This window comes from Buchnera aphidicola (Cinara curvipes), assembly GCF_900698915.1.
Taxonomy (GTDB): Bacteria; Pseudomonadota; Gammaproteobacteria; order Enterobacterales; family Enterobacteriaceae; genus Buchnera_F; species Buchnera_F aphidicola_AY.
Genome location: NZ_LR217710.1, coordinates 374,131 through 392,453 on the forward strand (window position 1 = coordinate 374,131; position 18,323 = coordinate 392,453).

The window sequence follows — 18,323 nt, forward strand, 5'->3', positions numbered from 1 at the left end:
TTCTCCTCTCTAAATATATTTTATCTAAATTACTTAGAATACAATTCTACAATTAAATGTTCATTAATATCAGAGGACAAATCATCACGTTCTACAGCACGTAATAAAACTCCTTCCATTTTTTTATAATTTACATCTAACCAAGAAGATTTTTCACGCTGATTCATAATTTCTAAAGAAGCTTTAATTCTTAATTGATTTTGAGATTTTTTAAAAATAGATATTTTATCATTTATAGAAACTTGAAAAGAAGGAATATTTACAATATTATTATTAACACAAATAGATTTATGACTAATTAATTGACGTGATTCAGCGCGTGTAGTACCAAAACCCATACGATATACAATATTATCAAGACGTTTTTCTAACAAAAACAATAAATTCTGTCCAGTATTTCCTTTTAATTTAGAAGCTTTTTTATAATAATTATGAAATTGTCGTTCTAATATTCCATATAAACGACGTAATTTCTGTTTTTCTCTTAATTGTTTTGCATATTCAGATAATCGTAATTTTCTAGATCCATGTTGACCTGGAGATTGATCAATATTACATTTAGATTCAATAGAACGAACACCAGATTTTAAGAATAAATCTGAACTTTCTCGTCGACTTAATTTTAATTTGGGACCTAAATATCTTGCCATATTTACATTTCTCTTTTTTATTTTAAATAAAATTAAACTCTACGTTTTTTAGGTGGTCGACATCCATTATGAGGAATAGGAGTAATATCTTTAATATTAGTAATACGAAAACCTGAAGCATTTAAAGCTCGAATTGTTGATTCTCGACCAGGTCCTGGACCTTTAACCATTATTTCTAAATTTTTTATCCCGTAATCTTTTACACGATCCGCACATTTTTCTGCTGCCACTTGTGCTGCAAATGGAGTTGATTTTCTTGAACCTCTAAAACCAGAACCTCCAGAAGTTGCCCAACCTAATGTATTACCTTTACGGTCAGTAATAGTAATAATAGTATTATTAAAAGAAGCATGAATATATGCAATACCATCTAAAATTTTTTTTTTTATATTTTTTTTGGAATTACTTACCATTTTTTTTGACATAATAAATTATTTTCCTATTATCTACTTTTAATTAATTTTCTAGGACCTTTACATGTACGAGCATTTGTTTTTGTTCTTTGCCCTCTAACGGGAAGATGTTTACGGTGACGAAACCCTCTATAGCAACCAATATCCATTAATCTTTTTATATTAATAGTTTTTTCTCTTCGCAGATCACCTTCAACAATAAATTTAGATATTATTGAACGCAATATTTCAATTTGATTTTCTTTTAATTCACTAACTTTTATATTATATGGAATACCTGACTCACAACAAATTTTTTTAGATAATGATACACCAATTCCATAAATTCCAGTTAATGCTATTGATATATGCTTATAGTCTGGAATATTTATTCCCGCAATTCTTGCCATAAATATTTTTCCTTATAAATATAAATTAATAATAAAATATTTATTTTACTATTAAATATATAAATTAAACAAATTAATAATTTATTTTTTAAAAATATATAAAACTAATTTAATTAACCTTGTCTTTGTTTATGTTTAGGATCATTACTACAAATTACACGAATTATATTTTTTCTACGTATAATTTTACAACTTCGACAAATTTTTTTAACAGATGCGCGTACTTTCATTATCTCTCCAAAAATAAATATTAATTGACAATATTTTAATTTTTTAAATATAAATTTGCTTTCTTAAGTATTCTCTTATATTTAGTAGACATCATTAATGTTTGTATTTGCATAATAAATTCCATTAATACCACAACAACAATTAATAAAGAAGTACCACCAAAATAAAAAGGAACTTTCAAGTATATTTGCATAATATCTGGAATTAAACATATAAATATCGTATAAATAGAACCAATTGTTGTTAATTTAAAAACAATTTTTTTAATAAATTGTGATGTACGTATACCAGGGCGAATTCCAGGAATAAAAGCACCAGATTTTTTTAAATTCATTGCTGTATCTCGAACGTCAAAGACAATACTTGTATAAAAAAAACAAAAAAATATTATTAATGCAGTATTAATTAATAAATAAATGCTATGATTAAATTTAAAATAATTAAAAAATTGTATTAAATAAAAATAATCATGAAAAATATAACGAAAATAAGTAATAACAATAGACGGAAATACAATTAAACTAGAAGAAAAAATTACGGGCACTACACCAGCCATATTTAATTTTAAAGGTAAATAACTATTATGTGCAGAATGCATACGATGACCTTGTTGACGGCGAGCATAACATACAGTAATTTTACGTTGACTTTTTTCAATAAATACTACTATAAAAATTACAGAAATCATTATAAAAGAAATTAATAATATATATAAAAAATTAAAATTATTAATTTTCATAACTTTTAATGTTTGTATAGCAGAAACCGGTAAACTAGAAACTATACCTGAAAAAATAATTAAAGAAATACCGTTTCCTAAACCTTTTTCAGTAATAAATTCTCCAAGCCACATTAAAAACATTGTTCCTGTAACTAAACTTATAATAGAAAGAAAATAAAAATAACGATCTGTACACATTACAAGATTATTCATACCAGGAAGAAAAGGTAATCCAGATACTACACTAATAGATTGAATAGTTGATAATAATAAGGTTAAATATTTAGTATATTGATTAATTTTTTTTTTTCCTATTTCTCCTTCTTTTTTTAAATTACTTAAATAAGGAATAATAAAAGTTAATAATTGAATTATTATAGAAGAGGAAATATAAGGCATAACTCCTAATGCAAATATCGATGCTCTATTTAAAGAGCCTCCAGAAAACATATTGAATATTGTTAACACAGAACTATTTTTATGAAAAAAAAATTGTTCTAAAATCTTTATATCTATACCGGGGATAGGAATAAAAGAACCGATACGAAATATTATAATTGCTATAAAAACAAGTAGAATTCTTTTTTTTAAGTTATATAATGTAGACATAATTGATTTTCTATTAATAAAAAATAGTTTAATAATATTATTATATATTTAATTATTAATCTTTCCTCCTGCTAATTCAATACATAAACGAGCTCCTTTAGTAACAGACAAACCAGAAACAATTATAGGTCTCTTAATATTTCCTACTTTAATAATTTTAACATATTTAATATTTTTTTTAATTAAATTTATTTTTTTTAAAACAGACAAATTTATAGTAGATACACTAGATAAGTTGTTTAATTCAAATAATCTAATTTCATCAACAAGTATTTTTTTTTTAGAAACAAAACCAAATTTTGGAAGTCTTCTATACAAAGGTGTTTGACCCCCTTCAAATCCTTTTCGAATTTTTCCACCAGATCTAGATTTTTGACCTTTATGTCCTCTTCCTCCAGTTTTTCCAAAACCTGAACCAATTCCTCTGCATATACGTTTTCTTTTTTTATTTTTATATATAGAATTTGATATTGTATTTAAATACATAATTTATCTCCTTTCTTTATAGATATCATGTAAAAAACCTGTCTTATCATACCTCTAACTGAACCAGTATCTTCTCTTTCTACAGTATCACCAATATAACGTAAACCTAGTCCTTTCATAGTTGCTATATGTTTAGGTAAACGACCAATCTGGCTTTTTATTTGTGTTATAAAAATTTTTTTCATAAATATGAATACACCATATATTTAAAAGTTAGTAATAGATTTACCTAATTTTTTAGCAATCATTTTAGGTGATCTGATTTTTTTCAAACCATCTATAGTTGCTCGAACTACATTAATTGGATTAGTAGATCCATATATTTTAGCTAAAATATTATGAATGCCAACTACCTCTAATATCGATCTCATTGCACCTCCAGCAATAATACCAGTACCTTCTGATGCTGGTTTCATAAATACCTTAGAACCTGTATGCGAACCATATACAGAGTGTTGTATAGTTTTCTGAAATAACGGAATAGTAATCATATTTTTTCGTGCTTTTTCCATAGCTTTTTGAATAGCTGCGGGTACTTCCTTTGCTTTCCCGTATCCAAAACCAACTTTTCCATTACCATTACCTACTACAGTCAAAGCAGTAAAAGAAAAAATCCTGCCTCCCTTTACTGTTTTTGAAACTCTATTTACAGAAATTAATTTTTCCTTTAAATCTATAGATAATTTTTTATCAAAATTCATATATACTTCCTTTTTTTATTAAAAAACTAAACCAGATATACGCGCTGATTCAGCCAATTCTTTTACTCTACCGTGATATTTAAAACCAGAACGATCAAAAGAAACTGTTTGTATACCTTTTTTCAAAGCTCTTTTAGCAATCAACTGCCCTATTAATTTAGCAGATACTTTATTGCCTGTGTATATATTTTGTATTTTTAATTTTTTAAATTCTAATGTAGATGCACATACGGAAATAACAGATTTATTATATGAAATAATTTGCGCATAAATATGTCTTGAAGTTCGATGTACCACTAAACGAAAAGTACAATTACTTTGTATTTTCTTTCTTACTTTTGTATATCGTCTAATACGGGAATATCTTTTATTTATTTTTCCTTTCATTTTACTTCTTTTTTGCCTCTTTAATACGAACTACTTCATTGAAATAACGAATACCTTTTCCTTTATAAGGCTCAGGAATACGATAAGATCGTATATTAGCTGCTACTTGCCCTACAAGCTGTTTATCTATTCCAGATAAAATAATTTCATTTTGAGGTAATAAAATTGCCTTTATTGAATTTGGAAGTTTATAAAAAACAGGATGTGAAAAACCTAAATATAATTTTAGAATATTATTTTCTTTTATTATAACACGATAACCAATACCAAATAAATTTAATTGTTTTTTAAAACCAATAGTAACACCAATAATCATCATATATATTAAAGAACGACAAGTACCTGCTTGCATCCAACCATATGATTCAGAAGAATGATTATGTGAAAAAAATAAACAGTTATCTTTTTTTATAATTTTTACACAAATATGAATTACACGTTTTAATGAACCTAATGGACCGCTAATTATAATCTCTAAATTATCTAATGTAATAGTTACATTTTTAGGAATAACTATAGGTGATTTTGCTACACGAGACATTATTTAAATTCCTCTATTTATATAAATTAATGATATTAATTTACGTAACATATAATTTCTCCACCTAAACCTTTTTCTCTTGCAACACGATCAGTCATAACTCCCCTAGAAGTAGAAATAACTGCAATACCTAAATTATTCATTACTACAGGTAAATTATGTTTATTACAATATTTACGTAAACTTGGGCGACTTATTCTAGAAATATGCTCAATAACAGATTTTCCATTATAATATTTTAAAAAAATTTTTAATTCTAAATTATTAATTTTCTTTATTTTATAATTATAGATATATCCTTCATATTTTAATACTCTTATAATATTTTCTTTTACTTTAGAAAAAGGAACAGTGACAAAAATTTTATTCGAATTTTGACCATTACGAATACAAGTTAACATATCAGATATTGGATCTTGCATACTCATTATAGTACTCCTTATTTAATAATAAAAAATAATTAAAAAAATAATTAATATAATTTTTTACCAACTAGCTTTAGTTAAACCTGGTATTTCTCCTCTCATAGCAGATTCACGTAATTTCATACGACTTAATCCAAATTTTCTCAAAAAAGCATGAGGACGTCCAGTTTGTCGACAACGATTACGTTGTCTGGAAGGACTAGAATCTCTAGGTAATGTTTGTAATTTTAACATAGCATTCCAACGTTCTTTATCTGAAGAATATTTAGATTTAATAATATTCTTTAGTTGAGATCGTATAGCATAATATTTTAATGCTAATTTAACTCTTTTAATTTCTCTTGCTTTCATAGATTGTTTAGCCATATAATTCTACCTATATAATATTATTTTTGAAAAGGAAAATTAAAAGCGGAAAGTAAAGATTCGCCTTCTTGATTGGATTGAGCATTAGTAGTAATTGTAATATTCATACCTCTAATAGAATCAATTTTTTCATAATTAATTTCAGGAAAAATAATTTGTTCTCGAATACCTAAACTATAATTACCTCTACCATCAAATGATTTACGAGACATTCCTCTAAAATCACGTATTCTCGGTATTGCAATAGTAATTAATTTATCAAAAAAATCCCATTGTCTCTTTCCTCTTAAAGTAACCTTGCATCCTACTGGGTATCCTTTTCGAATTTTAAAAGTTGCAATAGATTTCTTGGCAACAGTAATTACTGGTTTTTGTCCAGAAATTTGAGTTAAATCATTTATTGCGTAATCCAATATTTTTTTATCTGTAATTGATTTTCCTACACCCATATTTAAAGTAATCTTTTTAATTTTAGGAACTGCCATTATTGTAGAATAATTAAATTTATTCATTAATTTTGGAATAACATCAGTAATATAAAAACTCCGTAATCTACACATAATAGATATACCTCTTATATTAAGTTAAAATGATTCGTGATTAGATTTATATCGACGTATTTTTTTTCCTGAAGTCCAAAAAAATTCTACTTTATCTGCTTTATTAAGTTTTTTATTAAAAATAGATAAATTAGAAATATGAATAGGCGCTTCTTGTAAAATAATTCCGCCAGCCTGTTTTTTTTCTGGTACAGATTTTTGATGCTTTTTAATTATATTAATTCCACTCACAACAACCATATTATTATTACGATAAATTTTTTTAACTACACCCGTTTTACCTTTATCTTTACCAGTTAAAACTATAACTAAATCATTAAAACGAATTTTAGCAGACATTATTAATTTCCTTTTATAAAACCTCTGGTGCCAAAGAAATAATTTTCATAAATGATTCTGTTCTTAATTCTCGTGTTACAGGACCAAATATACGTGTACCAATAGGTTGTCCTGTAGTATCATTTAAAATAACACATGCATTACTATCAAAACAAATCATAGATCCATCTAATCTACGAATTCCTTTTTTAGTACGCACAATAACTGCTTTCATAACATCACCTTTCTTTACTTTACTACGAGGAATTGCTTCTTTAATAGCTACTTTTATTATATCACCAATACGAGCATAACGTCGTCGTGAACCACCTAAAACTTTTATACACATAACTAAACGAGCACCAGAATTATCAGCAACATGTAAAATTGTTTGTACTTGTATCATATTATATAATCCTTAAATTTTAAATTTATTTAATAATATTTTTAAAAAATATAATAATATTAATTATTAATAAATTAATAGAAGACATGAAACTTAACCATAAATGCAATTATCATGCCTTCCGGTTATAAAAAATAAAAAATTTTTAAATTATAGATTTTTCCAATATTTTTAATAAAATCCAAGATTTTGTTTTAGATATTGGTCGATATTCACAAATTTCAACTAAATCACCAATATTACAAATATTTTTCTCATCATGTACACATAATTTTGTTCTTTTTTTTATAAATTTTCTATAAATAGAATGTTTAATTCTACGAATAACAACAACAATAATAGATTTTTGCATTTTATTACTAATTACACGACCTTGTAAAATATTTTTTTTCTGATTCATGATATATTATTTATCCGATCTGTTAATAAAGTTTTAATACGTGCAATATCTTTTCTGACTTTTCGTATCAAATGTGTCTTTTTTAACTTTCCTGAAGATAATTGCAATCGCATATTAAATTGTTCTTTTAATAATTCAAGTAATTTCTCTTCTAAATCTTTCTGTAAAATATTTTTTTGTATTATCATATTCATAGTTACATTACCGTTTTAGATACAAAAATAGTTTTAATAGGTAATTTTGATGAAGCTAGTTTAAATGCATAACGAGATTCTTGTTCTGAAATACCATTAACTTCATATAATATTTTTCCGGGTTGTACTAAAGCAACCCAATATTCTACATTACCCTTACCTTTTCCCATACGAACTTCTAAAGGTTTTTGTGTAATAGGTTTATCTGGAAAAATACGAATCCACATTTTTCCTTGACGTTTTACAGAACGTGTAATAGTCCTACGAGCAGATTCAATTTGCCTAGAAGTTAATCTTCCTCGAGTAAGAGCTTTTAAACCATATGTGCCAAAACTTATTTTATTATCAATAGATAAACCTCTATTTTTTCCTTTATGCATTTTTCGAAATTTTGTACGTTTTGGTTGCAACATATATAAATCTCCGTAATTTATCTTCGACTTCTTCGAGAATTTTTTTTCACTGAACTAAATTTCTTTTTATCTTTTTTTTGAGCAAAAACCATTCCATCTAATATTTCACCTTTAAAAATCCATACTTTTACTCCAATTATTCCATATGTAGTATGCGCTTCTGAAGTATTATATTCAATGTCTGCTCTTAATGTATGTAAGGGGACTCTTCCTTCTCTATACCATTCTCTACGAGCAATTTCCACCCCTCCTAAGCGTCCACTTACTTCTACTTTAATACCTTTTGCTCCTTGACGAATAGCATTTTGAACTGATCGTTTCATAGCTCTTCTGAACATAATTCTTCTTTCTAACTGAGATGCAATGTTATCTGCTACTAATTTTGCATCTAATTCTGGTTTACGAATTTCAGAAATATTTATTTGTGCTGGCACATTAGTTAACTTAGAAATTTCTATACGTAATTTTTCAACATCTTCTCCTTTTTTTCCAATTACAATACCAGGTCTTGCTGTATATATAGTTAATTTAATACTTTTTGAAAGACGTTCAATAACAATTTTAGATATTGAGGCTTTTATTAATTTTTTCATTATAAAACTACGAACTTTAAAATCATTATCTATATAATTTGAAAATTCTTTTTTACCAGCAAACCAAAAAGAATTCCATGATTTAATAACACCTAATCGCATTCCATTAGGATGTACTTTTTGACCCATTAGTTCCCCTCCGAATAAATAGCATCAGATAAAATAATTGTAAGATGACTTGTTCTTTTTAAAATTCTATCAGCTCTACCTTTTGCTCTTGGCATCATACGTTTCATACTACTACCACTATTAACAAAAATTTTTGAAATAATTAATATTTTTGTATCACAATTATAATTATGTTCAGCATTCGATAAAGCTGAATTTAATAATTTTTTAACTAAAATAGCTGATTTTTTATTTAAATTTGATAAAATTTGTAATGATAATAGTGCATTTTTGCCACGAATAATATTTGTAATTAAACGTATTTTTTGAGCTGAAGAACGAATTTGGTTATATTTAGCTAATATATTCATATTATTTTCTTTTTAGTTTTATTTAAGTAGTGTTTTTAATTTTTTTATCTGCAGTATGCCCTCTATAAGTTCTTGTAATAGAAAATTCTCCTAATTTATGACCAACCATTTCTTCAGTAATAAATACTGGAATGTGTTTACGACCATTATGTACTAATATTGTTAAACCAATCATATTAGGAAAAATTGTAGAACGTCTAGACCATGTACGAACTGCTTTTTTTTTTTCTTCTTGTAATGAATTTTGAATCTTTTTTAATAAATGTACATCAATAAAAGGACCTTTTTTAAGAGATCGAGGCATATACTTTTCCCCTATATAGTTATTTATTTCTATGGCGTACAATAAATTTTTCAGTTCTTTTATTTCTTCTAGTTTTTTTACCTTTTGTTTTCATTCCCCAAGGACTAACTGGATGTTTACCAAAATTTCTACCTTCACCACCTCCATGAGGATGATCTACCGGGTTCATTGCAGTACCACGTACTGTAGGTCTAATACCATATCGACGAGAGGCACCAGCTTTTCCTAAGATACGTAACATATGTTCTGCATTACCTACTTCTCCTATAGTTGCACGACATTCCGTATGAATTTTTCTTAATTCTCCAGAACGTAATCGTATAACTGCATACTTATTTTCTTTAGAAATTAACTGAGCATAATTTCCAGCAGATCGAGCAATTTGACCCCCTTTACCAGATTTCATTTCAATATTATGTATAATAGTACCAATAGGAATATTTTTTAAGGGTAAAGTATTTCCTATTTTAATCGGTACTAAATTTCCAGATTCAACAATATCACCAACTTGAATACCTTTAGGTTCTAAAATATAACTTCTACTACCATCTTTATATAATATTAAAATAATATTCGATGATCTATTAGGATCATATTCAATTCTTTTAACTATACCTTTAATATTATCTTTATACCTTTTAAAATCAATACAACGATATAATTGTTTATGCCCACCACCAATATGACGTGTTGTAATACGACCGTAATTATTTCTTCCGCCCGTTTTAATCTTTTTCTGTAATAAAGGTGCATATGGTCGACCTTTATATAAATTAGAATGCACTACCTTTATTACATGACGTCTACCAGGAGATGTTGGTTTACATTTTATAATTGCCACATAACCTCCTTTTCATCATTATTGTGTTGAATGACCTAAAAATTCTAAATTTTGACCAGATTGTAAAATCACATATGCTTTCTTCCAATCATTACGTTTACATAATTTATTTTTCTGACGTTTTCTTTTTCCTTTTACTATTAAAGTATTAATTTTATATACTCGGACTTGAAAAAATTTTTCAACAGCTGATTTAATTTCAAATTTAGTAGAATTTTTTAATACTTTTAATACTACTGTATTATTCTTTTTCATATTATCTGATGTTTTTTCAGAAATATGAGGTGATAAAAGTACTTTTAATAATTTTTCTGTATAAATCATTGCAACATAACCTCAATTTTTTTAATCGCTGAAAAAGTAATTAATATATTTTCATATGATATTAAACTAATGGGATTAATCGATTTTACATCCAAAACACATATAGAATATAAATTTCTAGATGCAAATAATAAATTTTTATTTATATCATCAGTAATAATTAAAGCTCGAATAAAATTCATTAATTTTAATTTTTTCAATAATATTTTTGTTTTTGGAGATTCAATTAAAAAATCTTTAAATAAAAATAAACGATTTTGTCGAATCAATTCTGAAAAAATACTTTTTATAGCACCTTTATACATTTTTTTATTTACTTTTAAAAAATATTTTTTAGGTTTAGCTGCAAAAGTAACTCCTCCTGATCTCCAAATAGGACTTCTTAAAGATCCTGAACGAGCTCTACCTGTACCTTTTTGTCTCCAGGGTTTTTTACCTGAACCTGATACTTCTGATCTACTTTTCTGAGCTTTACTCCCTTGTCTTTTACGAGCCAAGTATGTAACTACAATTTGATGAATAAGAGGCTCATTAAAAGAAACGTTAAAAATACGTTCGGATAAACAACATGATTCATCTGTACCTTGAAACATTAATTCCATATTTTTTTACCCCCCTTCCTTTATTTATTCTTAATTGCTGGTTTAATTAATACATTACTTCCAATACAACCAGGAATAGATCCTTTAATAAATATTATTTTTTTTAGGTCATCTATTTTTATAATACATAAATTTTGCATTGTAGTACGTTTATTACCTAAATGACCTGACATTTTTTTACCTTTAAAGACATGACCTGGAGTTTGATTTTGACCAATAGAACCGGGAACACGATGAGATAAAGAATTTCCATGAGTAGCATCTTGCATACTAAAATTCCAACGTTTTACTGTACCAGAAAAACCCTTACCTTTAGAAATACCTGTTACATCTACTTTTTTTATACCATTAAATAAATTTATAGTTATTTTTTGACCACATTTAAATTTTGATGAATCATTACATCTAAATTCCCATAACCCTCTACCAATAGGTACTTTATATTTCATGTAGTGACCTAATTCAGGTTTTAAAATACTATTTTTTTTTTTAATACCTGTAGTTAATTGAATAGATTCATATTTATCATTATTCAATGATTTAATTTGTACAATAGTATTATCAAGAACTTCAATTAATGTTACAGGAATAGACGCACCATCATTCATAAAAATACGTGTTATTCCTAATTTTTTACCAACTAGACCTATCATTACTATTTGCCTTTCTTAATTGAAAATTAATTTTATATAATATTTTTATGTTAATCTAAACTAATTTGTACATCAACTCCTGCAGCAAGATCTAAACGCATCAATGCATCAACAGTTTTTTCTGTAGGTTGTATAATGTCAATTAATCTTTTATGAGTTCTAATTTCATATTGATCACGAGCATCTTTATTTACATGAGGTGAAACTAAAATGGTAAATCTCTCTTTTCGAGTAGGTAAAGGAATTGGTCCCAATACTTTAGCTCCAGTACGTTTTGCTGTATCTACAATTTCTGCTGTAGATTGATCAATTAAACGATAATCAAAAGCTTTTAAACGAATACGAATTCTCTGACCGGGCATAAACACAGAACTCCTTATTTAAGTAAATTCTATTTTATCAATTTAATTTAATTAATAAAATTATTCAAATAATAATTTATTTTTCAAAAAAAACAACAGATTAAATATTTTTATGTAACAATTTTATAAATAATTATTACTTTTCACTAAAACAAATACTACATAATATTTATATATATATGTCAAGAAAAGAGAAATACTCTATTCTTGACAAAATGTCAAAATATTGATATATAATAAAATTTATATTAATATTATGCAATTACTTTTGCAACTACACCAGCTCCGACTGTTCTACCGCCTTCTCGAATCGCAAAACGTAATCCTTCAGCCATAGCAATAGGATGTATTAATGTTACTATCATTTTTATATTATCTCCAGGCATAACCATTTCAACATTATCAGGAAGCTCAATAGAACCGGTAACATCAGTTGTTCTAAAGTAGAACTGAGGGCGATAACCTTTAAAAAAAGGAGTATGTCTTCCACCTTCTTCTTTTGATAAAACATAAACTTCAGATTCAAATTTCAAATGAGGATGAATAGTTCCCGGTTTAGATAAAACCTGACCACGTTCAATATCATCCCGTTTTGTTCCCCGTAATAAAACACCAACATTTTCTCCTGCACGACCTTCATCTAACAACTTACGAAACATTTCAACACCAGTACATATCGTTTTAGTAGTAGGTTTAATTCCAACAATTTCAATTTCTTCACCAACTTTAATAATACCACGCTCAATACGACCAGTTACAACTGTACCGCGACCAGAAATAGAAAAAACATCTTCTATTGGCAATAAAAATGGTTCATCAATAGCTCTAACTGGTATAGGAATATATTTATCTAAATAATTTGCTAACTCAATAATTTTATCTTCCCAAACTTTATCTCCTTCCAGCGCTTTTAAAGCTGATCCGCGTATAATAGGAATGTCGTCTCCTGGAAAATCATACTGTGTTAATAAATCACGCACTTCCATTTCAACTAATTCTAATAGTTCTTCATCATCAACCATGTCACATTTATTTAAAAAAACAATAATATGTGGAACTCCTACCTGTCTTCCCAATAAAATATGTTCTCTGGTTTGAGGCATAGGACCATCAGTAGCTGCTACTACTAAAATCGCTCCGTCCATTTGAGCTGCACCAGTAATCATATTTTTTATATAATCAGCATGTCCAGGACAATCAACATGAGCATAATGACGAACTTCTGTATCATATTCAACATGTGAAGTATTAATTGTAATACCTCTAGCTTTTTCTTCTGGAGCATTATCAATTTGTTCAAAAGCACAAGCCTTACCACCAAATCTTTTTGATAAAACAGTAGTTATAGCTGCTGTTAAAGTAGTTTTCCCGTGATCTACATGACCAATAGTTCCAACATTAATATGAGGTTTAGAACGATTAAACTTTTCTTTTGACATTATTTTTTCCTTTATTAATAAACTTATTTTTTAAAAATAAAAAATATATAAAAAATATTATTAATATTTTCTCTTAGAGATAATAGTATCACAAATTGAACTAGGAGCTTCTGTATACTTTATAAATTCCATAGAATAAGAAGCTCTTCCTTGAGTTTGAGACCGTAAATCAGTAGCATATCCAAACATTTCAGATAAAGGAATATATGCTTTAATATTTTTTCCGCCTATTAAATCATCAACCATACCTTCAATAATTCCTCGACGACGATTAATATCACCAATTACATCACCCATATATTCTTCAGGTGTCTCTACCTCAACTTGCATAATAGGTTCCAATAAAATTGGATTTGCTTGTTTAAATGCTGATTTAAATGCATATGAAGCAGCTAATTTAAAAGCAAGTTCTGAAGAATCAACATCATGATATGATCCATCATGTAATCGTACTCCAATATCAACAACAGGATATCCAGCTAAAGGACCAGACTTTAATTGTTCCTGAATACCTTTATCAATAGAAGAAATATATTCTCCTGGTATAACCCCCCCTTTAATATCATTAATAAAAGAATAACCTGATTCATTTGGTTTCAACGGAAAAATATCAATTACAACATGCCCATACTGTCCTCTACCTCCAGATTGCTTAATATGTTTACCTTCAACATCTATTACTTTATTTAAAATCGTTTCACGATAAGCAACTTGCGGTTTACCTATATTAGCATCAACATTAAATTCACGTTTCATTCGATCAACAATAATTTCTAAATGTAACTCTCCCATACCAGCTATAATTGTTTGATTAGATTCATTATCTGTCCATACTTTAAATGAAGGATCTTCTTTAGCTAATCTATTTAAAGCTAAACCCATTTTTTCCTGATCAACTTTAGTTTTAGGTTCAACTGCAATAGAAATAACTGGTTCAGGAAAATCCATTTTTTCTAAAATAATTGGATGATTTACATCACATAATGTATCACCAGTAGTAACATTTTTTAAACCAATTGCAGCAGCAATATCTCCAGCTCTAACTTCTTTTATTTCTTCACGTTTATTCGCATGCATTTGTACAATTCTACCAAATCTTTCAGTATGTGATTTCACTGAATTTAATACTACATCACCTGATCGAACAACACCCGAATAAACACGAAAAAAAGTTAAGTTTCCAACAAAAGCATCGGATGCAATTTTAAACGCAAGAGCAGAAAAAGGTTGTTTGTCATTAGAACTTCTAAATAAAACAGTCTTTTTTTTATCTTTTATAAAATTTTTAATTTCATCAATATCTTTAGGTGAAGGTAAATATTCAATAACAGCATCTAATAAAGCCTGTACACCCTTATTTTTAAATGCAGAACCACAAGTTATTAAAGTAATTTCATTATTTAATGCTCTTTTTCTTAATCCTTTTTTAATATCTTGTTCATTCAAATCTTCATTTTGTAAATATTTTTCCATTAAATCATCATCTGCTTCAGCTGCAATTTCAACTAAATTTACATGCCATTTTTTAGAAATAGATAATAACTCTTTTGGAATTTCATAATATTTAAATGTTATACCTTGATCTTTTTGAGACCATTTTATTGCTTTCATTTTTACTAAATCAACAATACCTAAAAAATTTTCTTCAGAACCAATAGATAACTGAATTGGAACAGCTATAGTGTGTAAACGTGTACGGATTTGATTAACAACTTTAAAAAAATCCGCTCCCATTCTATCCATTTTATTTATAAAAGCAATTCTTGGTACTTTATATTTATTTGCCTGTCTCCACACCGTCTCTGATTGAGGTTGAACTCCTCCAACAGCACAGTAAATCATTACTACTCCATCTAATATTCTCATTGATCTTTCGACTTCAATTGTAAAATCAACATGACCTGGAGTATCAATAATATTAATTCGATGTGATAAAAATTGATTAGCCATTCCTGACCAAAAAGTAGTTGTTGCTGCAGAAGTTATTGTAATCCCTCTTTCTTGTTCTTGCACCATCCAGTCCATAGTAGCAGCGCCGTCATGAACTTCTCCAATTTTATGATTAACGCCAGTATAAAACAATATACGTTCAGTCGTAGTTGTTTTACCTGCATCAATATGTGCACTAATACCAATATTTCGATATTGAGTAACAGGTGTTATACGTACCATAAAAATCCTCTTATTAATATAAGATCCGTAATAAAATAATTTTATATATTTATATATATAAAAATATTTTTATAAATAAAATTACCAACGATAATGTGCAAATGCTTTATTTGCATCAGCCATTTTATGAACCTCTTCACGTTTACGTACAGCTGAACCTTTATTTTCTATAGCATCTGCTAATTCATTAGTTAAACGTATTGACATAGACTTATCAGTACGTTTACGAGCAGCTTCTACAATCCACCTCATTGCTAAAGCATTTCTTCTGACTGGACGAACTTCTACTGGAACCTGATAAGTAGATCCTCCAACACGACGTGATTTTACTTCTACAAGCGGTTTTACATTATCTAATGCTGATGTAAAAACATCTAATTCTTTTTTTTTCATTTTTTTGGATAAATTTGATAAGGCTGAATAAACAATATTTTCAGCAATAGACTTTTTACCATCAATCATTAATATATTAATAAATTTAGCTAATAAATCTGAAGAAAATTTAGGATCTGGTAAAATTTTACGCTGTCCTATTATGTGACGACGAGGCATATATACACTCCTTTAAAATATCTATGTTTTTAATTTTTTAACACCATATTTAGATCGACCTTTTTTTCGATCCTTAACACCTGAACAATCTAAAGAACCTCTAACTACATGATATCGTACACCAGGTAAATCTTTTACCCTTCCTCCGCGTATTAAAATAACTGAGTGTTCCTGTAAATTATGACCTTCTCCTCCAATATAAGCTGTTACTTCATAACCATTAGTTAATCGAACACGACAAACTTTTCTTAATGCAGAATTTGGTTTTTTAGGTGTGGTAGTATATACTCTGGTACAGACTCCTCTTTTTTGAGGACAGCCAGATAAAGCAGGAACATTACTTTTTACTAATTTTCGTACTCTAGGAGTACGTACTAATTGATTAATGGTAGACATATATTCTCCTAAATACTCTATTTTTAATATTAAAATTATTAAAAATATTATACCGAATAAAGTAGTAATAATAAAAATTACTCAATATAAATTATATTAATTTTAACTTTTAAAATAATTACCAAGTCATATTTCTGTTATGACTTAATGTTAATAATACAAAACTATAATAGTTAGTCATAATTAAATTATTTTTTTTAGCTAATTTTAATAAACCTCTAGCAGATAAATCATCTTCTAAAAAATAAATTAAATTAAAATTTTTATAAAATTTTTCTAAAAAAATATTATTTATAACTCCTAATATCACACCATCCTGAAGACAAATTAAATCATCATATTCAGAACTAAATGAAAACAAAGATGATATAGATATATCATACGGAGAATTTAATAAAATATGTAACATAAATTTTTTATTATCACCACTTAAAAATAAAATCAAATTTATTAATTTTTTTTTGAATACAAAAACTATTTAAAAATTTTACCGGTAATAAAAATTTATCATTATCTTTTAATCCTCTCTGATAAGCAGAATCTTTACAAAAAAAAAATCTTTTATATCATATAATGATAGAATCTTAAAAGAAAGAGAATAATTATGTAATTTAATTAAACTTGGTTTTTGATATTTCATTAATTGAAATACACCATCATCAATAAAAAACAAAGAAATTTTATTACTAAATAAGGAAAAAGATAAAATAAAATCTAATCCTTCTCTACCTATACTATTTCCATATGGAGCTTTAGAAAAAACAAAAGCAATAGATTTCATTAGGTTGAACTTTATTTAAAATTAGAATTGTATAATACGATCACAATTATTTATAGAATAAGATAATTCATTTAAACTAGTTAAGTTAAATGAAGATGAATAAATTTCTTGAATATATTTAGGTTTAATAATAGATTTATCTAATAATATCCCCCGTCTATAAGCAGAACCAGGACAAATACACAATTTCAAATTATATTTTTTTTTTAAATTTAGCCATCCTTTTAATATATTAAATTCATTTATGGGTGGTGAAATCATAGCATTAGCATTATATACACCCGAAGCATAAAAAAAAATTTTTTTTATATGGTGATTTAAAAAAAGAATAGATTTAACAAATAAAAAAGCGGTTATAGAATTCTGAGTTCCATAAGGTGGTCCAGATACAAAAAGAATAAAGTTCATATTAATACCATAATTAATTGAATTTATATAAAAAAAATAAAATATATTATGTTTATAACTATAAATATTTAATTTTCAATAATTAATTAAGATTAATAATATAAATATATATTCATAAAAATAATGAAATTATATTTAAAAGATATAAATTTTTTTTATTTAAAAATAAAAAAATTATTATTTTTTTTTAAAATATTATTATATTAA

General features: G+C 26.7%; 32 protein-coding genes and 1 pseudogene. All 33 read right to left on the reverse strand.

Going from position 1 to position 18,323, the window contains the following annotated elements:
* Positions 1–29: 29 nt before the first annotated feature.
* Positions 30–650: a 30S ribosomal protein S4 gene (gene rpsD / locus BUCICURV3402_RS01645; protein ID WP_154029359.1), complete on the reverse strand. Its 621-nt coding sequence runs from the start codon at positions 648–650 to the stop codon at positions 30–32.
* A gap of 32 nt (positions 651–682) precedes the next feature.
* Entirely contained in the window at positions 683–1,063 is a 381-nt protein-coding gene (gene rpsK / locus BUCICURV3402_RS01650) for a 30S ribosomal protein S11 (protein WP_430809861.1), read from the reverse strand.
* Between the two features lie 29 nt (positions 1,064–1,092).
* Positions 1,093–1,452 (reverse strand): 30S ribosomal protein S13, encoded by a 360-nt coding sequence (rpsM, locus tag BUCICURV3402_RS01655; protein ID WP_154029361.1) that lies wholly within the window; start codon positions 1,450–1,452, stop codon positions 1,093–1,095.
* A 113-nt stretch (positions 1,453–1,565) separates the two neighbouring features.
* Positions 1,566–1,682 (reverse strand): 50S ribosomal protein L36, encoded by a 117-nt coding sequence (rpmJ, locus tag BUCICURV3402_RS01660; RefSeq protein WP_154029362.1) that lies wholly within the window; start codon positions 1,680–1,682, stop codon positions 1,566–1,568.
* Positions 1,683–1,717: 35 nt separating this feature from the next.
* Positions 1,718–3,013 carry a preprotein translocase subunit SecY gene (secY, locus tag BUCICURV3402_RS01665; protein ID WP_154029363.1) on the reverse strand — a complete coding sequence of 432 codons (1,296 nt, stop codon included), beginning with the start codon at positions 3,011–3,013 and terminating at the stop codon, positions 1,718–1,720.
* Between the two features lie 48 nt (positions 3,014–3,061).
* Positions 3,062–3,499 (reverse strand): 50S ribosomal protein L15, encoded by a 438-nt coding sequence (gene rplO / locus BUCICURV3402_RS01670; protein WP_154029364.1) that lies wholly within the window; start codon positions 3,497–3,499, stop codon positions 3,062–3,064.
* Complete coding sequence (rpmD, locus tag BUCICURV3402_RS01675) at positions 3,490–3,684, reverse strand: 50S ribosomal protein L30 (RefSeq protein ID WP_172598550.1); 195 nt, start codon at positions 3,682–3,684, stop codon at positions 3,490–3,492. Before rpmD ends, rplO begins: the two co-directional genes overlap by 10 nt.
* Before the next feature lie 21 nt (positions 3,685–3,705).
* On the reverse strand, positions 3,706–4,200 hold the full coding sequence (gene rpsE, locus BUCICURV3402_RS01680) for a 30S ribosomal protein S5 (RefSeq protein WP_154029366.1): 495 nt from the start codon (positions 4,198–4,200) through the stop codon (positions 3,706–3,708).
* Positions 4,201–4,218: 18 nt separating this feature from the next.
* On the reverse strand, positions 4,219–4,587 hold the full coding sequence (rplR, locus tag BUCICURV3402_RS01685; protein ID WP_154029367.1) for a 50S ribosomal protein L18: 369 nt from the start codon (positions 4,585–4,587) through the stop codon (positions 4,219–4,221).
* Position 4,588: 1 nt separating this feature from the next.
* Entirely contained in the window at positions 4,589–5,128 is a 540-nt protein-coding gene (rplF, locus tag BUCICURV3402_RS01690) for a 50S ribosomal protein L6 (protein ID WP_154029368.1), read from the reverse strand.
* Positions 5,129–5,163: 35 nt separating this feature from the next.
* Entirely contained in the window at positions 5,164–5,556 is a 393-nt protein-coding gene (gene rpsH, locus BUCICURV3402_RS01695) for a 30S ribosomal protein S8 (RefSeq protein ID WP_154029369.1), read from the reverse strand.
* A 57-nt stretch (positions 5,557–5,613) separates the two neighbouring features.
* Complete coding sequence (gene rpsN / locus BUCICURV3402_RS01700; protein WP_154029370.1) at positions 5,614–5,919, reverse strand: 30S ribosomal protein S14; 306 nt, start codon at positions 5,917–5,919, stop codon at positions 5,614–5,616.
* Between the two features lie 20 nt (positions 5,920–5,939).
* Entirely contained in the window at positions 5,940–6,479 is a 540-nt protein-coding gene (gene rplE / locus BUCICURV3402_RS01705) for a 50S ribosomal protein L5 (protein ID WP_154029371.1), read from the reverse strand.
* 24 nt (positions 6,480–6,503) lie between these two features.
* Positions 6,504–6,818 carry a 50S ribosomal protein L24 gene (gene rplX, locus BUCICURV3402_RS01710; RefSeq protein WP_154029372.1) on the reverse strand — a complete coding sequence of 105 codons (315 nt, stop codon included), beginning with the start codon at positions 6,816–6,818 and terminating at the stop codon, positions 6,504–6,506.
* Positions 6,819–6,831: 13 nt separating this feature from the next.
* Positions 6,832–7,203, reverse strand: coding sequence for a 50S ribosomal protein L14 (gene rplN / locus BUCICURV3402_RS01715; RefSeq protein WP_154029373.1), 372 nt, complete (start codon positions 7,201–7,203; stop codon positions 6,832–6,834).
* Positions 7,204–7,348: 145 nt separating this feature from the next.
* Positions 7,349–7,603, reverse strand: coding sequence for a 30S ribosomal protein S17 (gene rpsQ / locus BUCICURV3402_RS01720; protein WP_154029374.1), 255 nt, complete (start codon positions 7,601–7,603; stop codon positions 7,349–7,351).
* Positions 7,600–7,797: a 50S ribosomal protein L29 gene (gene rpmC / locus BUCICURV3402_RS01725; protein WP_154029375.1), complete on the reverse strand. Its 198-nt coding sequence runs from the start codon at positions 7,795–7,797 to the stop codon at positions 7,600–7,602. Before rpmC ends, rpsQ begins: the two co-directional genes overlap by 4 nt.
* 2 nt (positions 7,798–7,799) lie before the next feature.
* Entirely contained in the window at positions 7,800–8,210 is a 411-nt protein-coding gene (gene rplP, locus BUCICURV3402_RS01730) for a 50S ribosomal protein L16 (RefSeq protein ID WP_154029376.1), read from the reverse strand.
* Between the two features lie 17 nt (positions 8,211–8,227).
* Entirely contained in the window at positions 8,228–8,932 is a 705-nt protein-coding gene (rpsC, locus tag BUCICURV3402_RS01735; protein WP_154029377.1) for a 30S ribosomal protein S3, read from the reverse strand.
* Positions 8,932–9,282, reverse strand: a complete 351-nt coding sequence (gene rplV / locus BUCICURV3402_RS01740; RefSeq protein ID WP_154029378.1) for a 50S ribosomal protein L22 — start codon at positions 9,280–9,282, stop codon at positions 8,932–8,934. The genes rpsC and rplV overlap by 1 nt, the downstream gene beginning before the upstream one ends.
* Before the next feature lie 22 nt (positions 9,283–9,304).
* Complete coding sequence (rpsS, locus tag BUCICURV3402_RS01745) at positions 9,305–9,586, reverse strand: 30S ribosomal protein S19 (RefSeq protein WP_154029379.1); 282 nt, start codon at positions 9,584–9,586, stop codon at positions 9,305–9,307.
* A 19-nt stretch (positions 9,587–9,605) separates the two neighbouring features.
* Positions 9,606–10,427 carry a 50S ribosomal protein L2 gene (gene rplB, locus BUCICURV3402_RS01750; RefSeq protein ID WP_154029380.1) on the reverse strand — a complete coding sequence of 274 codons (822 nt, stop codon included), beginning with the start codon at positions 10,425–10,427 and terminating at the stop codon, positions 9,606–9,608.
* Between the two features lie 18 nt (positions 10,428–10,445).
* Positions 10,446–10,751 carry a 50S ribosomal protein L23 gene (rplW, locus tag BUCICURV3402_RS01755; protein WP_154029381.1) on the reverse strand — a complete coding sequence of 102 codons (306 nt, stop codon included), beginning with the start codon at positions 10,749–10,751 and terminating at the stop codon, positions 10,446–10,448.
* Positions 10,748–11,353 (reverse strand): 50S ribosomal protein L4, encoded by a 606-nt coding sequence (gene rplD / locus BUCICURV3402_RS01760; protein WP_154029382.1) that lies wholly within the window; start codon positions 11,351–11,353, stop codon positions 10,748–10,750. The genes rplW and rplD overlap by 4 nt, the downstream gene beginning before the upstream one ends.
* 20 nt (positions 11,354–11,373) lie before the next feature.
* The gene (gene rplC / locus BUCICURV3402_RS01765) at positions 11,374–12,006 is read right to left on the reverse strand and encodes a 50S ribosomal protein L3 (RefSeq protein ID WP_154029383.1); all 633 of its coding nucleotides are present in this window, start codon (positions 12,004–12,006) and stop codon (positions 11,374–11,376) included.
* A gap of 50 nt (positions 12,007–12,056) precedes the next feature.
* Positions 12,057–12,368 (reverse strand): 30S ribosomal protein S10, encoded by a 312-nt coding sequence (rpsJ, locus tag BUCICURV3402_RS01770; RefSeq protein ID WP_154029384.1) that lies wholly within the window; start codon positions 12,366–12,368, stop codon positions 12,057–12,059.
* Between the two features lie 254 nt (positions 12,369–12,622).
* On the reverse strand, positions 12,623–13,807 hold the full coding sequence (gene tuf / locus BUCICURV3402_RS01775; protein WP_154029385.1) for an elongation factor Tu: 1,185 nt from the start codon (positions 13,805–13,807) through the stop codon (positions 12,623–12,625).
* Positions 13,808–13,867: 60 nt separating this feature from the next.
* Positions 13,868–15,979, reverse strand: a complete 2,112-nt coding sequence (gene fusA / locus BUCICURV3402_RS01780; RefSeq protein ID WP_154029386.1) for an elongation factor G — start codon at positions 15,977–15,979, stop codon at positions 13,868–13,870.
* 81 nt (positions 15,980–16,060) lie between these two features.
* Positions 16,061–16,531 carry a 30S ribosomal protein S7 gene (gene rpsG, locus BUCICURV3402_RS01785; RefSeq protein WP_154029387.1) on the reverse strand — a complete coding sequence of 157 codons (471 nt, stop codon included), beginning with the start codon at positions 16,529–16,531 and terminating at the stop codon, positions 16,061–16,063.
* Between the two features lie 21 nt (positions 16,532–16,552).
* Entirely contained in the window at positions 16,553–16,927 is a 375-nt protein-coding gene (gene rpsL, locus BUCICURV3402_RS01790) for a 30S ribosomal protein S12 (protein ID WP_154029388.1), read from the reverse strand.
* A gap of 118 nt (positions 16,928–17,045) precedes the next feature.
* On the reverse strand, positions 17,046–17,336 hold the full coding sequence (gene tusB, locus BUCICURV3402_RS01795) for a sulfurtransferase complex subunit TusB (protein ID WP_154029389.1): 291 nt from the start codon (positions 17,334–17,336) through the stop codon (positions 17,046–17,048).
* 13 nt (positions 17,337–17,349) lie between these two features.
* Positions 17,350–17,708: pseudogene (gene tusC / locus BUCICURV3402_RS01800) on the reverse strand (sulfurtransferase complex subunit TusC).
* A gap of 21 nt (positions 17,709–17,729) precedes the next feature.
* Positions 17,730–18,116 carry a sulfurtransferase complex subunit TusD gene (gene tusD / locus BUCICURV3402_RS01805; protein WP_154029390.1) on the reverse strand — a complete coding sequence of 129 codons (387 nt, stop codon included), beginning with the start codon at positions 18,114–18,116 and terminating at the stop codon, positions 17,730–17,732.
* Between the last annotated feature and the right edge of the window lie 207 nt (positions 18,117–18,323).